This window comes from Streptomyces sp. TLI_105 (assembly GCF_900105415.1).
Lineage (GTDB): Bacteria > Actinomycetota > Actinomycetes > Streptomycetales > Streptomycetaceae > Streptomyces.
In genome coordinates this window covers 1,435,954-1,449,993 of record NZ_FNSM01000001.1, presented here as the reverse complement: position 1 = coordinate 1,449,993, position 14,040 = coordinate 1,435,954, and the positions used below count along the sequence as shown (strand labels likewise).

Sequence of the window (14,040 nt, the reverse complement as noted above, 5' to 3'; positions counted from 1 at the left end):
TATCGGGACGTGGCGCAGCTTGGTAGCGCACTTGACTGGGGGTCAAGGGGTCGCAGGTTCAAATCCTGTCGTCCCGACTGTGCGGAAACGCAGGTCGGAGGCCGTTCTCTCATCCATGAGAGGGCGGCCTTTCGTGCGTTCGGGAGCGTGGTGGTCGCAGTGTGGTCGCACGCCCGGGCTGGGATTGATTGGCTGCAGCGCTGGAGGCGGGCGGTGTGGGGGAGCGGAGCCGGCCGACGACCTCGCGGAGGCGGTGGAGGTGGTCGCGCGGTGGTCGCAGCCACGCGGGCCGGTCCGTACGGTCGGCCTTCTGCTGGGCGCCGCTGAGGACGTGGTCGATGGTGTCGACGGCCTGGTGCGCGGCCTGTTGGGTCAGTTGGCTGTACAGGTTCGCGGTCGTCGACAGGGTGGAGTGCCGCAGCGTCTTGGAGACCACGGTGAGGGGGACGCCGGCGGTGATGGTGATGGTGGCGGCGAGGTGTCGCAGGTCGTGGACGGTGACTCGGGGGACGCCGGCTTCCTCGGACAGCTGGTGGAGCCGGTCGAGCACGAGGTGCGGTCCGAGCGGGCGGCCTTCGGGTCGGCAGAAGACCAGACCCGCGAACGGATCACTGGGGTCGCCGCAGGTCCGGGCTGCCGAGCGTGCCCGGCGGCGGAGGGCTGCGGCGACGCGGGGCGAGATGGCGACCCAGCCTCTGCTCGAAGGCTATCACCACGCTGTCCTGCGGTGACCAGCAGGGACAGCGGCCGCTGGCCTTGCTCGCAGGCCAGGTGGATCTTCGTGGTGAAGCCGCCGCGGGACCGGCCCAGGCCGTGGTCGTCGGGCTCGACATGGATGCCGCCCGGCGGCTCGTTCTGAGCGTGTCCGTCGCGGCGGGCACCTGCGGCATGTTGGTGGGCCCGGCAGATCGTGGAGTCCACGTTGACCTCCCACGTGATCAGCCCGGCCGCGTCCGCCCGGGCCTGCAGCCCGGTCAGCAGCGCAGGCCACGTGCCGTCGCGCTGCCAGCGGCGGAAGAGTTCATAGACGGTCTGCCACGGCCCGTACTCCGACGGCAGATCCCTCCACGGAGCACCGGTCCGCACCCGCCACCGGATCCCGTTGATCAGCCTCCTCCGGCCAACCGACGGTCTGCCCAGCACCGCAACCGGCAACAACGGCTCCAGCACCGACCATTGCTCGTCTGAAAGATCACCTCGCCCCACACCGAGATCATCACGGCGCAAGACGAGGGGATCCAGGCACTTTCAAAACACGGCCTAGGCGGCGTCCCCGGGGGCGTGTCCGGAAAGTCTGGCCCGGCTCTGCGGGCGGACGCCAGTTCACTTCCGCGACCCGGCCTTGGTCGGCCCGGTCGCGGCGGAGCCGGAAGGGCACGCTGCTGCGGCTGGTCCGCAGCGGACTCCCGTCGCCCGAGGCCCGTGGCCGAGGGCCGGGACCTCGGTCAGGACGTCTGGATGGAGCCCGTCGCGCCGTGACCGCCGCCGCCCATGCCGCCGGGACAGCCCTCGGTCGGCGGTAGCTCGGTGAGGAAGGTGCGGATCTCCTCGGCTTCGGGGACGGCGAGGGCGGTGTACAGGTCGAGGGCGTGTCGGGCGTGGTCGTGGGCGAGGGCGATGTGCCCCAGGTCGCGGTGGACGTGCGCCAGGCCGTCGTGGGCGCGGGCCTGCTCGGGCCGGTAGCCGGACTCGCGGGCGAGGGCCAGCGCGGTGTCGTGTTCGATCGCGGCCTGGGCCAGGTTGCCCAGGGAGCGGGCGGCCTCCGCGAGGGCGTTGAGCGACTCGGCCTCGTCTCCGGGGAAGTCGAACCTGCGGCTCAGCTCCAGGGCATCGCTGTGATGGCGCCGGGCCTCCTCGTAGCGGCCCTGCTGTTGGCACAGGAGCCCGAGGTTGTTCAGGACGATGGTCTCGCCGATGCGGGAACCCGCATCGCGGTAGGCATGCAGCGCTTGCCGATGGTGCTCGTGGGCGTCCTCGTACTGTCCTCGGCGTTCGTGGAGGAGGCCGAGGTCGGTCAGGCACCTGGCCTCGCCGGCGCGGTCGCCGAGCTCGCGGAAGAGCACGAGGGACTGCGTGCAGTGGTCGTGAGCCTCGTCGTACGCGCGCCGCCGCCGGGCGACGGTGCTGAGGCCCTGCAGGGCCCGGGCCGCGGCGCCCTGGTCGCCGGTCTCGTGCGCGAGGTCCAGGGCCTGGCGGTAGTGCTCGGCCGCCTGCTCGTGGTCGCCGTGCCACCAGTAGTGCACTTCGCCGAGATCGATGAGGGTGCGCGCTTCGGCAGCCGTGTCGCCGCTGCGGCGGCCGGCCTGGAGGGCCAAGCCGTGGAGGGCCAACGCCTCGGCCTGGTGGGCGTGGCCCAGCAGGTAGCGGTGCAAGGTGGCGGCCAGTTGGCTGGTGTGCAGGGGCCAGTCGTGTTCGGCCGCGTACGGGGCGGTTGCCATGAGGTTCGCGCGTTCGCTGTCCAGCCAGGTGATCGCCTCGGCCTCGTCCTGCGGGGGACTGGCGACCGGGCTGTCCGGCGCGGGGATGCGGGGCCTGCGGTTCCTGCCCTCGGGGTAGAGGTGGTCGATGGCCGTGCTCGCGGTGTGGAGATAGTGGTGGAACACCCGGCCGAGGGCCTCGCGCCGGGTGTCGGGGGATTCCTGTTCGGCCGCGGTGGCGAGGGCGTGCTCGCGCAGAAGGTCGTGGAAGGTGTAGCGGCCGAGCTGGTGCTGGGCCAGGACATGGGCGTCCAGGAGGTCTTCCAGGAGTATCTCGGCCTCATCGAGGGAGACGTCGGCCAGCGCGGCGGCCGCCTCAGGGACGATGTCACGGCCCGGCTGGAGCCCCAGGAGCCGGAACATGCGCTGCTGATCCGCGCTCAGCTGCTGGTAGGACAGCGTGAACGCCGCCGCCACTCCGCGCTCCGAGGTGGCCAGCTCCGCGAGTCTGCGGCGCTGGTCGCGGAGCCGCCCGGCCAGGTAGGCGACGGTCCAGCGGGGGCGATGGTGCAGGCGGGCGGCGGCGATGCGGACGGCCAGCGGCAGGAACCCGCACAACTGCAGGACATCGAGGACGGCCAGCGGTTCGGCGGCCGCTCGCTCGCCGACGATCGACGCAAACAACTCCATGGCGTCCGCGGCAGGCAGCACGTCCAAGGACAGGGCGTGCGCCCCGTCCAGGTCGGTCAGCCGTCGGCGGCTGGTGATCAGGACGAGCGCGCGGGAGGCCCCGGGCAGCAACGGGCGTACCTGCTCCGCGCCGAGGGCGTTGTCGAGGACCGCCAGCACGCGCCGGCCGGAGAGCTCGGCCCGCCACAGCGCGGCGCGATCGGCGACCGACGCGGGTATGTGGGCTGCGGGCACGCCGAGTTGACCGAGGAGGACTTCGAGCGCGGCACCGGCGTCGAGCGGCGCCTGGCCGGCGGTGTGCGCCTGCAGGTCGACGAAGAGCTGCCCGTCCGGGAAGCGGTCCGCCAGGCGGTGCCCCGCGTGGACCGCGAGGGTCGTCTTGCCGACACCAGCCATCCCGTCGATCGCCGAAATCGTCACGACAGCGCCGTTGTCGCCCGACCACAGGCGGATCAGCCCGTCCAGCTCGCCCTCCCGACCGGTGAAGTCCGGGACGTCGTACGGAAGGAAGTTGACCCCCTGTGGCCTCGCCGGGGGCGCGGCGACCGGCGGCCGTAGATCGGGAGCGTCCCGCAGGATGTCCTGTTCGAGCTTGCCGAACGCATGGCCGGGGTCCAGTCCCTGCTGCTCGGCCAGGGTCGCTCGGAAGGTACGTGCCACCTCCAACGCGTCGGTCTGGCGCCCGGCGCGGTGCAGCGCGAGCATCAGCTGACAGCACAGCCGCTCCCGCAGGGGGTGCGCCGCCGCGTGGACGGAGAGCTCGTCGATGAGGGCCTCGTGCCGGCCCCGGGCCAGCTCCAGCTCGGCCAGGCGCTCGACGGCGGTGAGCAGTTGTCCGTTGAGACGCGCTCGGGCGCCCTGGACGTAGTCGGCGGTGATGTCGGCCAGCGGCTCTCCCCGCCACAGCGCCAGCCCGGAACGTATCCGGTCCGCGGCGTCTCCCGGGTCGTCGGAGGCGGCCGGTGCCGTGCCGATCAGGCTGGTGAACTCGTCCAGGTCGAGCTGTCCCGGCTCGGGGGTGATCACGTATCCGCCAGGCCGGGTGGCCAGCATCCCGTCGGCTCCCGAAGCACGCAGCATCCGCCGGATCGCGGCGATCGTGGTCTGGATCTGCGCGCGGGCGGAATCCGGCGGCAGCGGCCCCCACATCGCGTCGACCAGACGATCCGTACTGATCGCCACTCCCGCATGCAGCAGCAGATAGGCCAGCACCGCGCGATGACGGGGCGCCAAGGCGGGCGCATCGGATCCGGGAGCCACGGCCTCCACCGGTCCGAGGATCGAGAACCGCATGCCGTTACTCCCGGGGTCACCAGCGCGTGCATAGAAGAAGCATCGGGAATGTATCAAGATCAACCGGCAGGGTTATCCGCATGACAGCACTCCACACCGTCGAACCGGAGACCGCGACCGGCGAGGCCGCGGCCCTGTTCACGGCCACGCACCAGGCTCTCGGGGTCATCCCCAACCTGGCCAGGGTGATGGCCAACAGCCCCGCCGCGCTGAAGGGGTACGTGGGCGCCCTCACCGCCCTGAGTACGGCGGGCGCCCTGCCGGCCTCCCTGCGCGAACGCATCGCGCTGCTGGTGGCGCAGGAGAACCGGTCCGACTACTGCCTGTCCGTGCACGCGTTCCGCGGGACCAGGACGGCCGGGCTGAGTGCGGCCGAGACCAGCCGCGCCCGCCGCGGCGCGTCCGACGACCCCTGGGCCGCCGCCGTCCTGGGTCTGGCCGCGACGATGGTCCGCGACCGCGGCGCCGTCCCGAACGAGCAGCTGGCCGCAGCCCGGCGCGCCGGCCTGTCCGACGGGCAGATCGTCGAGGTCGTCGCCCATGTCGCCCTCAACGTCTTCACCAACTACCTCGCCACGACGGCCCGTATCGACATCGACTGGCCGCTCGTGCGCCACACCGAGGATCCCCACATGATCAGCATCGCCCCGCTCACCCACGTCTCTCCTGAAGCAGCCGCCGCCTGGCACACAGTCGTGTCGGCTTCGCTGGCCCACGATCTTCCGGAAGAACCCCGCCCCACGCTCGACCAGATCCACGCCCAGCTCACCGTCCCCGGGCGGGACAACCGCCGACTGCTCTGGCAGGCCACCGCGAGCGACGGTGCGGTGGTCGGCGTGGCCGCGCTGCGCTTGTTCACCTCGCCCGGTCAAAGCCACCTGTCCCAGCTGGAGCTGCACGTCGCTCCCGACCGGCGGCGCTCGGGCGTCGGCTCGCGCCTGCTCGCCACGGCCGTGGCGGCGGCACAGGCCGATCAGCGCCGCAGCCTCATCGCGGCCGTAGGCGGCAACGGGCCAGGTGACGCCTTCTGCGCCGCACGCGGCTTCCGGCGGGTGCTGGCACTGGACCACCTGCTGCTCGACGTCGCGCAGGCGGACGATGCCGCGGCCGACGCCGAGCACCCCGGCTACGAACTGGCGAGCTGGACCGGCACCGTACCCGACGCCCTGGCCGAGGCGTTCGCCGCCGCCAAGAACGCGATGAACGACATGCCCATGGGCGACATGGACTACGGCAGCCAGACCTGGACCGCCGACCGCGTCCGGGCCATGGCCGAAGTGCTCGCCGATCGCGGTGACGTCCTGCTCACGACGGCTGTGCTCGGCAAGGGCGAGATGGCCGGGTACACCGAGATCGTCATCCGGGCCGGGGAGACCCACCGGGCCCTGCAGTACGACACCGTCGTGGTACCCGCGCATCGCGGCCACGGGCTCGGACTGTGGGTCAAGGCGGAGATGCTGCGCAGGCTCCGCGTCGAGCACCCCGGAATCGTGGAGATCGAGACCGACAACGCCCAGGACAACACCCATATGCTCGCCGTCAACCGGCAGTTGGGCTTCCGCTTCCACCGCAGCACCCACGAGTACCAACTCGACCTGCCCACCACCTGAACACCCCACATCTCAGAGAAAAGAGAAATCACGCCCATGCGTGTGCTGTTGATGGCGTACGGATCGCGCGGCGACATCGCGCCGCTCGCGGGACTTGCGGCGCAGCTGCGGAAACGCGGCGCGGAGGTACGCGTCTGCGCCCCGCCGGACGACGAGTTCGCTGAACTGCTTGCGGGAGTCGGCGCGGAACTGGTGCCCTTCGGGCGCGACGTGCGCGAGCTGGTCACGGGGGCGCCGCCCTCGGACGTCTCCGGGTTCGCGGCCGAGCTGGTCGCCGCGCACTTCGAGACGGTCGGCAAGGCGGCCGAGGGCTGCGACGTGCTCGTGGCGAGCGGACTGATGCCGGCCGGCGCCCGTTCGGTGGCCGAGAAGCTGGGCATCCGCTACGTGTACGCAGGGTTCCATCCGTTCGACCTGCCCTCCGCGCACTACCCGCCGCCGCCGCGGCCCGGCCCGCCCGCGCCGGACGACATGACCGACAACCAGGCCCTGTGGGACCTGGACGCCCAGAAGGTCAACGCCCTCTACCGCGAGCCGCTCAACGCCCACCGCGAGGCGATCGGCCTCGCCCCAGTGGACAACGTCCGCGACCACGTCTTCACCGACCGGCCGTTGCTGGCGGCGGACCCGGTCCTGGGCCCGTGGGAGCAGCTGACGAACCTCGACCTCGTGCAGACCGGCGCGTGGATCCTGCCCGACGACCGCCCCCTGCCCGCCGATCTGGAGGCGTTCCTGGACGCCGGCACCCCACCGGTGTACGTCGGCTTCGGCAGCATGCCCATGAAGGCCGCCACCGACATCGCCCGGACAGCCGTCGAGGCGGCCCGCGCGCAGGGCCGCCGTGTGCTCGTCTCCCGCGGCTGGGCGGACCTGGACCTCGTGGACGCCTCGGACGACTGCTTCGCCGTGGGCGACGTCAGCCACCAGACCCTGTTCCGTCGGGTCGCGGCAGTCGTCCACCACGGCGGGGCGGGCACCACGACCACCGCAGCCCGAGCCGGTGCACCCCAGGTGGTGGTGCCCCAGTTCGTGGACCAGCCGCATTGGGCCGCCCGGGTGGCCGAGCTGGGCATCGGCGCGGCACACGACGGCCCCACCCCGACCTTCGAGACCCTGTCCGCCGCACTCAGGACCGCCCTGACCCCCGAGACGCAAGCACGGGCGAAGGCCGTCGCCGCCACGATCCGCACCGACGGGACGGCGGTCGCCGCGGACCTGCTCCTCGACGGGACAGTGGCGGCCGCGGACCTGCTCCTCGACACGAAGCCGGCGCCTCCACTGAGCCGCGAACAGATCTCCGCGATCGCCCACACCCACCACCCGATCAAGTCTCCGCTCGACGACGACTCGGTCAGCCGACTGCTCGAACACGCCCTCCCGCGAGGCGACGAGCGCGTCCTCGACCTCGGATGCGGCACAGCGGAGTGGTTGCTGCGCGCCCTGGCCACCCGCCCGCAGCTCCATGCCGAGGGCGTCGACGTCTCCGAAGTCGCCTTGACGCAGGCCCGCCGATCAGCAGGCAGGCTCGGGGTGGACGAGCGCCTGGTCCTCCACCGGCAGGAAGCCGCGGACTTCAGCCCCCCCCAGCCGTACGACCTGGTGATCAGCGTCGGCGCCACGCACGCCTTCGGCGGTCTTCTCCCCACCCTCGCGGCGGCCCGCAAGCACCTGGCTCCCGGAGGCCGCGTCCTGATCGGCGAGTCCTTCTGGGAGCGCACCCCGTCGCCGGCGGCCCTCGAGATGTTCGGCGACCTCGCCGATCTGGCCACCACGGTGGACAGCGTCGTCGCCGACGGGTGGACCCCCGTCCACGGTCACGTCAGCACACGCGGGGAGCGGGACGCGTACGAGTGGGCCTGCTGGGGATCGCTCGCCTCATGGGCCCTGGACCACCAGGACGATCCGGCCGGCGCCCAGGCACTGGAGACGGCCACTGCCGCGCGTTCCGACTGGCTGCACGGGTACCGGGACAGCTTCGGCTTCGTCTGCCTGGTCCTGCGCCGGACATCCGATTAAGAAGTCGTCTTTTGGCGGGTCAGTTCGCTGTGCGGGGGATCGTGAGTGTCTGGCCGCGACACCCACGGGACCGTGCTGCCGGAGCTCGACCTCGGCGGCGGTCACGGCATCGCCTACCGGCAAGGTACGCGCCCCGCCTGATCGGGCGTCACTCGCCGGCCGGAGTCGAGTGCGTGACGGAGCCCTGGGGTGAACGGCTGTTCCGTCTCACCGATCCCAACGGTGTCGTGGTTCAGCTCGCCGAATGGGTGCCGCCGGCCGGCGCCTTCGAACGCCGGTAGTCGAAGGGGTCCGCCTCCTTCGACGAGGGCGAGAGTCCCAAGACGATCGCCGCGTGGGGGGCACGGCGGGCGGCCCGCTGCTCGGCGGCCGACTGATCGCCGCGTACTGGGGGCATACCGATCAACCTTCCGGTCGCGGGGGAAGCCGCTCGTGCGCAGGACCAGTTCGCCACGGTCGCCGGACCCTGACGTGCAGCCGCTTCGCATCCCTGAGCGTTCACCCTCAATTCATTGCAACGAGTAAGCGGCTGTCGTTGCGTTAATTTCGAGAGTCACTGCAATGATTTCCCCCAACTGACCTGCGTAAACGATGGTTTCTTGCGGTGATCGTGTTGAGGAATCTATGAATGCAACGTAGCTTTTCCCTCATCGGAAACAACGAGCTCAAGGAGAGCGTCATGCAGAAGTTCGCCACCCCCGCCCCGATCGCCGCCGTCCTGGACATCCCCGCGGGAAGCATCCGGTTCATCGCCGCCGACCGGGCCGACACCACGGTCGAGGTCCTGCCCGCGGATGCCTCGAAGGGCCGCGACGTGCAGGCGGCGGAGCAGACCACGGTCGAATACGGCAACGGCGTCCTGCGGATCGCGGTCCCCGCGCCGAAGAGCCAGATCCTCGGCAACTCCGGATTCGTCCAGGTCGTCGTCCAGCTGCCCGCCGACTCCCGCATCGAGGCGAAGACGGCCAGCGGCGAGTTCCAGGGCGTCGGACGGCTCGGCGACGTCGCCTTCGAGGGCGCACAGGGCACGGTCAAGCTCGACGAGACCGCGAGCGCCCGCCTCGCCCTTCTCGACGGCGACGTCTCGGTCGGCCGCCTGGGCGGCCCCGCCCAGATCAGCACCCAGAAGGGCGACATCCACATCGCCGAGGCCATGACCGGCACGGTCACCCTGACCACCGAGCACGGCGAGATCTCCGTCGGCGCCGCCCGCGGGGTCAACGCCTCCCTGGCCGCCGGCACCTCCTACGGCCGGATCCACAACTCGCTCAACAACACCGAAGGCGACGCCGCGAGCCTGAAGCTCCACGCGACCACCTCCTACGGGGACATCACCGCCCGCAGCCTCTGACCCACGCAGCCCCGAAGGGGCACCCCGCTGCAGCCGACGGCCCTGCCGTGAAGGTGCCACCGTGGCGCCACCATGCCCGAAACCGACACCGAAGAAGGACCGAAGAAATGAGCACCACTCAGAACTACCAGGCCGCGGAGCAGCTCCTGCGCCGGCCCGCCCGACCCGGTGAGCTCGTCGTCGGCGACAGGATCAGGCCGCAGTGGATCGACGGAGACACCCGCTTCTGGTACGCGGTGAGCAACGGCGTCGGCAAGCGGTTCGTGCTGGTCGACCCGGCGGCCGGCACCCGTGAGCCGGCCTTCGACCACGCCCGGCTCGCCGCCGCGCTGGCCGCAGCCTCCGGGCAGCAGGCCGACCCCGAATTCCTGCCGACCACGGCGATACAACTGGCCGCGAACACTGTTGAGTTCGACGCGTTCGGCGAGTGGTGGCGCTGCGACCTGGACGACTACACCTGCGAGCGGGCCGAGTTCACGCCGCCGGGCAATCCCCTCGAAGTGCCGTCACCCGACGGGAAGACCGCGGTTTCCCGGCGAGGGGAAGACCTCTGGGCGCGCTCGTTGTCCGACGGCCGCGAATGGGCGCTGACCACCGACGGCGTGCCCGGCCACCAGTACGGCACCGGCCCGGACTGCACGGCGAACGGCACCCTGCTGCGCAAGATCGGCCTGCCGTACATGCCGCCCGCGGTGGCCTGGTCGCCCGACTCGACGAAGGTGCTGGCACACCGCACCGACGAGCGCGACGTCCGGCGGACCCACCTGGTGGAGGCCAGGCCTGCCGACGGCGGGGCCCCGGCGCTGCACACCCAGCGGTACGCCTACCCCGGGGACGAGCACGTACCGCTGGCCGAACTGGTCGTACTGGACGTCGCCGCGGGCACGGTGGTCCGCGCGCAGGCCGATCCGCTCCTCATGCCTCAGCTGTCGCCCATCATGACCAAGTGGGCCTGGTGGGCGGAGGACAGCTCGGCGGTGTACTACCTCGGTCGGCCCCGCGACCTGCGCACGCTCACCCTGTACCGCCTGGACGCGGTCACCGGCGAGGTCACCACCGTGCTCAGCGAGACCGGGGACACCCGCGTGGAGCCCAACCAGTTCGGGTACGAGCCCCCGATCGTGCGGGTCCTCGCCGACGCCGCCGAGGTGCTGTGGTACTCCCAGCGGGACGGCTGGGGCCACCTGTACCGATACGACCTGCACACCGGCGCGCTGCTCGGGCAGGTCACCTCCGGGCCGTGGGCGGTACGGCAGATCCTGCGCGTCGACGAGGCCGAGCGGGTCGTGTACTTCACCGCCTCCGGGCAGGTCGACGAGGACCCCTACCGGCGTACGGTCTGCCGCGTCGCCCTGGACGGCTCCGGCTTCGCCCGGCTCACGGACGACGACCGGGACCACACCGTCACCGTCCACCCGCAGTACTTCATCGACTCCGCGTCCACCGTCGACACCCCGCCGGTGACGACGGTCCGCGACTGGACCGGCCGGGTCCTTGTGGAACTGGAGCGCGCAGACATCGGCAAGCTCACCGCCACCGGCTGGACCGCGCCGGAACGGTTCCGCGTCAAGGCGGCCGACGGGGTGACGGACCTCTACGGGGTGCTGTACCGGCCGCGGGCGTTCGACCCCGCCCACCGCTACCCCGTGGTGGACAACGTCTACCCGGGCCCGCAGGTCAACCGGGTCGCCCCCTGCTTCGACCCCGGCGGCATGGGCCTCGACGCCGAACCCCTCGCGGCGCTGGGCTTCGTGGTGGTGGCACTGGACGGACGCGGCACCCCGGGCCGGGACAAGGCCTTCCATGACACCTCCTACGGCCACCTGGCCGACGCGGGCGGGCTGGCCGACCACGTCGCGGCCCTGCGGCAGCTGGCCGAGTCCCGGCCGTGGATGGACCTGGACCGCGTGGGCGTGCTCGGCCACTCCGGAGGCGGCTTCGCCGCGGCCCGCGCGATGCTGGACTTCCCCGAGACGTACAAGGCCGGAGCCGCCCTCTCCGGCTCGCACGAGGCCCGGCACTTCAACGCCGGCTTCGTGGAGACCTACGACGGAGCGGACAACTCCGAGGCCTGGGCCCGCACCTCCAACGTGGACCTCGCCGACCGTCTGGCGGGCAAACTGCTCCTGATCCACGGCGAAATGGACGACCAGGTCCACCCGGACCACACACTGCGCCTGGCCGACCGCCTCATCGCCGCGGGCAAGGACTTCGAACTGCTCATCGTGCCCGGGGCCGAGCACACGTTCATCGACCACCTGGCCTACGTCCGCACACGCTGCTGGGACTTCCTGGTGCGCGAGCTGATGGGCACGCAGCCTCCCGCCTACCGCCCCGCCCCCATCGCCATCGGCCCCGAGATGCTGGCCGAGCTGTTCGCCTGAGCCGGACAGGCGGACGAGCAGCCCGCAGGCTCATGTGACCCGGATCGTTCCGGATGGGCCGATGAGTTCGCTCATGCCTCACGGTCATTCAGGCGACGGGATTCCCGTCCTGCGATCCCTGCCCCGGGTGGGGATCGCAGGCGAGGTGGGCGCGCCATGCCCCACACGATCAGCGCCTCCAGCTCCGCCATACCCAGCGCAGCCGCGCGCCCGACCGGCGGGGTCGGCCCGCGGGGCGCGCCGGGGTCCGGCGGAGCCGGTGCGGTAGTGCTCGGGGCTGACCCAGCCGGGGGTGCCGGTCATGACGCCGGTTCGGGTCACGGACGTGCCGTCTGCGGCATGGGCGATGCCGAAGTCGAGGACGCGGGGGCCGGCCGGGGTGAGGATGACGTTCTGCGGTTTGACGTCCCGATGGACGACCCCCGCCGCATGGATGGCCGCGAGGGCCTGGGCGGTGCCAGCGGCGAAGGCGAGCAGAGTGGCGCCGGTGAGGGGGGCGTGCGCTGTGAGGTGTTGGTCGAGGGTGAGACCTGGAGCGTAGGCAGTGGCCAGCCATGGGGTGTCCGCGTCCGGATCGGCCGCGAGGAGGGGTATGAGACACGGTCCCTGGACGCGGGCGGAGAGCTGGACCTCGCGGCGGAAACGGGCGCGGCTGGGGGTCAAGGGGTCGCAGGTTCAAATCCTGTCGTTCCGACTCGAAAGAGTCGCAGATCAGGGGCCGTTTCAGAGCAATCTGAAACGGCCCCTCGATCATTTTTGGGGCCCACGTGGGGACCGACCCGCCTTGACCGTGTCGGCGGGCGACCGCGATCGCGGTGGGCAGGGATGCTCGACCACCCCGCCGCCGCCGGCGCCCGCCGGATCGGCACGGCCGTCGTCCAGCTCCTCATCGACGCCATCGAAGGAGCGGGGGAGCGCAACCCGGACTCGATCCTCATGCCGTACGAACTGATCGTCCGCTCCTCCAGCCGTCGGAACCCCGTCCCGCGCTCGACCGGCACGCAACCGCCGAGGCCGCCGGCGACGGGTGCTCGTTCCGTGGGTTCACCCCGTCCAGTGACGGACCGGCCGATCTGGCTGTCCATTCCTTGGACAGGTCTTTGAGACGCTCCGGACCGGTGCTAGCCTGCCGTCCATGCAGCGCACCGCCACCCTCGCCATGATGCGAATGATGCCCCGAACCTCGGAGGCGCTTCGCTAGCGAAGCCGTGCGCACACAGGATGCGACGGACCCTCCGGAAACGGAGGGTCCTTTTTTGTTGTCCCGGCCCGCTCGCCGGCGGACCTGGGCAGCCCGAAGCCACCAGACCTGCGGGCCGCAGATCCAGCTCCAGCAGCTTCACCCCCAGCCCCCACTCGACAGAAGGCGAAGAACCCGCCATGACCCAGCCCCCGGTCGTCTCCCTCACCGACTGTGCCGACCCCAATGCCCTCGCCCGGCAGTCCACCCGGATCGCCACCCTCTTCGGCGCCACGCCGACCGTCCTGCCGCTGGGGGGACCGGACCCGGAGGGCGCCGCCGCCCTCACCCTGCTCGACCTGCTGCGCTCCACGGATCTGATCGGCGGGCCGACGCAGCCGGTGGTGGTCCTGGTCAACATCGCTCCGAGGGACGGGCACTGGCCCAACGGCGTGCCGTTCTGCTACTTCCGCCACGGCGACCACCTGGTCATCAGCACGGTGAACCACCGGGTCCTCGCCCCCCTGGTGACCTACCTGGGGCTGACGGAGGTCCAGGTCACCGACGTCCGCGAGGTGCTGGAAGCCGCTGCCGCCGGATGGGCGGAGCTCGCGCCGGCCGAGGTCGAGGAGATGGTGCGGACCCAGTTCCGGAGCCTGTGGTACGTGCCCCTGCTGGCCCGCTGGCTGGCGGACGGCCGCCCGGTTCCCGCGCAGCCGCTGGAGTTGGACCAGGCCGACGCGCGCGATGTGCGGGTCGCCGTCGTGGACAACTTCGGCAACTGCAAGCTGGATCGGCCGGCCGTCGAGCTGCCCGGCTTCGACACCGCGAAGGGCCTGCTCGTCCACAACCGGCACGAAGGCCGCGACGTCCAGGTGCGCTGTTACGACCGCCTTCCCGACGTCCCGCTCGGCGAGCCCGGAATCACCGTCGGAAGTTCCGGGATCGGCTTCGCCGAACTGGTGGTCCGAGGCGGCTCCGCCGCCGAGGTGTTCGGCCTGCGCCAAGGCGACCAGGTCTTCAGCCTCACCAGCTGACACGTCATCGACGCCTGTCCCCGACGGCATCTGGGCCGCCGAGCGCAGAGCACCCCCTCTTT

8 protein-coding genes, 1 tRNA gene and 4 pseudogenes are annotated in these 14,040 nt (G+C 71.5%); 8 read left to right on the top strand and 5 right to left on the bottom strand.

All coding sequences use genetic code 11. The annotated features are described in order from the left end of the window. Nucleotides 1-3 precede the first annotated feature (3 nt). Nucleotides 4-77: transfer RNA gene (locus BLW86_RS06560), tRNA-Pro, on the top strand. Nucleotides 78-109: 32 nt separating this feature from the next. Here BLW86_RS06560 and BLW86_RS06555 read toward each other — a convergent pair. From BLW86_RS06555 to BLW86_RS06545, 3 genes and pseudogenes are all read right to left on the bottom strand, one after another. After that, the gene (locus BLW86_RS06555; protein WP_093873132.1) at nt 110-682 is read right to left on the bottom strand and encodes a tyrosine-type recombinase/integrase; all 573 of its coding nucleotides are present in this window, start codon (nt 680-682) and stop codon (nt 110-112) included. Between the two features lie 71 nt (nt 683-753). Continuing rightward, nucleotides 754-1,143: pseudogene (locus BLW86_RS06550) on the bottom strand (IS5 family transposase); the annotation flags it as partial. A gap of 302 nt (nt 1,144-1,445) precedes the next feature. Beyond that, entirely contained in the window at nt 1,446-4,400 is a 2,955-nt protein-coding gene (locus tag BLW86_RS06545) for an AfsR/SARP family transcriptional regulator (protein ID WP_093873131.1), read from the bottom strand. Between the two features lie 80 nt (nt 4,401-4,480). Here BLW86_RS06545 and BLW86_RS42560 point away from each other — a divergent pair, with 80 nt between their 5' ends. The 3 genes and pseudogenes from BLW86_RS42560 to BLW86_RS42550 all read left to right on the top strand — a co-directional run bounded on the left by BLW86_RS42560 (nt 4,481) and on the right by BLW86_RS42550 (nt 8,026). Then, nucleotides 4,481-6,010, top strand: coding sequence for a GNAT family N-acetyltransferase (locus BLW86_RS42560; protein WP_218138009.1), 1,530 nt, complete (start codon nt 4,481-4,483; stop codon nt 6,008-6,010). Between the two features lie 36 nt (nt 6,011-6,046). Further along, nucleotides 6,047-7,237 (top strand): annotated as a pseudogene (locus tag BLW86_RS42555) (glycosyltransferase); the annotation flags it as partial. 51 nt (nt 7,238-7,288) lie between these two features. Further along, the gene (locus BLW86_RS42550) at nt 7,289-8,026 is read left to right on the top strand and encodes an SAM-dependent methyltransferase (protein ID WP_218138052.1); all 738 of its coding nucleotides are present in this window, start codon (nt 7,289-7,291) and stop codon (nt 8,024-8,026) included. A 232-nt stretch (nt 8,027-8,258) separates the two neighbouring features. Here the strand turns inward: BLW86_RS42550 and BLW86_RS41925 are convergent, their stop codons facing one another. Further along, nucleotides 8,259-8,423: a hypothetical protein gene (locus BLW86_RS41925; protein WP_177181577.1), complete on the bottom strand. Its 165-nt coding sequence runs from the start codon at nt 8,421-8,423 to the stop codon at nt 8,259-8,261. Nucleotides 8,424-8,705: 282 nt separating this feature from the next. Here BLW86_RS41925 and BLW86_RS06525 point away from each other — a divergent pair, with 282 nt between their 5' ends. Beyond that, a complete protein-coding gene (locus tag BLW86_RS06525) occupies nt 8,706-9,377 on the top strand; it encodes a DUF4097 family beta strand repeat-containing protein (protein WP_093878531.1) in 672 nt (223 codons plus the stop codon). A gap of 107 nt (nt 9,378-9,484) precedes the next feature. Next, nucleotides 9,485-11,761, top strand: coding sequence for a S9 family peptidase (locus BLW86_RS06520; RefSeq protein ID WP_093873129.1), 2,277 nt, complete (start codon nt 9,485-9,487; stop codon nt 11,759-11,761). Nucleotides 11,762-12,004: 243 nt separating this feature from the next. Here the strand turns inward: BLW86_RS06520 and BLW86_RS06515 are convergent. Continuing rightward, nucleotides 12,005-12,424 (bottom strand): annotated as a pseudogene (locus BLW86_RS06515) (protein kinase); the annotation flags it as partial. Nucleotides 12,425-12,616: 192 nt separating this feature from the next. Here BLW86_RS06515 and BLW86_RS42990 point away from each other — a divergent pair. Further along, nucleotides 12,617-12,784, top strand: a pseudogene (locus tag BLW86_RS42990) (LacI family transcriptional regulator); the annotation flags it as partial. Nucleotides 12,785-13,141: 357 nt separating this feature from the next. Beyond that, complete coding sequence (locus BLW86_RS06505; RefSeq protein WP_093873127.1) at nt 13,142-13,978, top strand: SAM hydroxide adenosyltransferase; 837 nt, start codon at nt 13,142-13,144, stop codon at nt 13,976-13,978. Nucleotides 13,979-14,040 lie beyond the last annotated feature (62 nt).

Coding starts and splice junctions, on each gene's coding strand:
- BLW86_RS06525 (WP_093878531.1), top strand. CDS start 8,706: ATGCAGAAGTTCGCCACCCCCGCCCCGATCGCCGCCGTCCTGGACATC.
- BLW86_RS42560 (WP_218138009.1), top strand. CDS start 4,481: ATGACAGCACTCCACACCGTCGAACCGGAGACCGCGACCGGCGAGGCC.
- BLW86_RS06520 (WP_093873129.1), top strand. CDS start 9,485: ATGAGCACCACTCAGAACTACCAGGCCGCGGAGCAGCTCCTGCGCCGG.
- BLW86_RS06545 (WP_093873131.1), bottom strand. CDS start 4,400: ATGCGGTTCTCGATCCTCGGACCGGTGGAGGCCGTGGCTCCCGGATCC.
- BLW86_RS41925 (WP_177181577.1), bottom strand. CDS start 8,423: ATGCCCCCAGTACGCGGCGATCAGTCGGCCGCCGAGCAGCGGGCCGCC.
- BLW86_RS06505 (WP_093873127.1), top strand. CDS start 13,142: ATGACCCAGCCCCCGGTCGTCTCCCTCACCGACTGTGCCGACCCCAAT.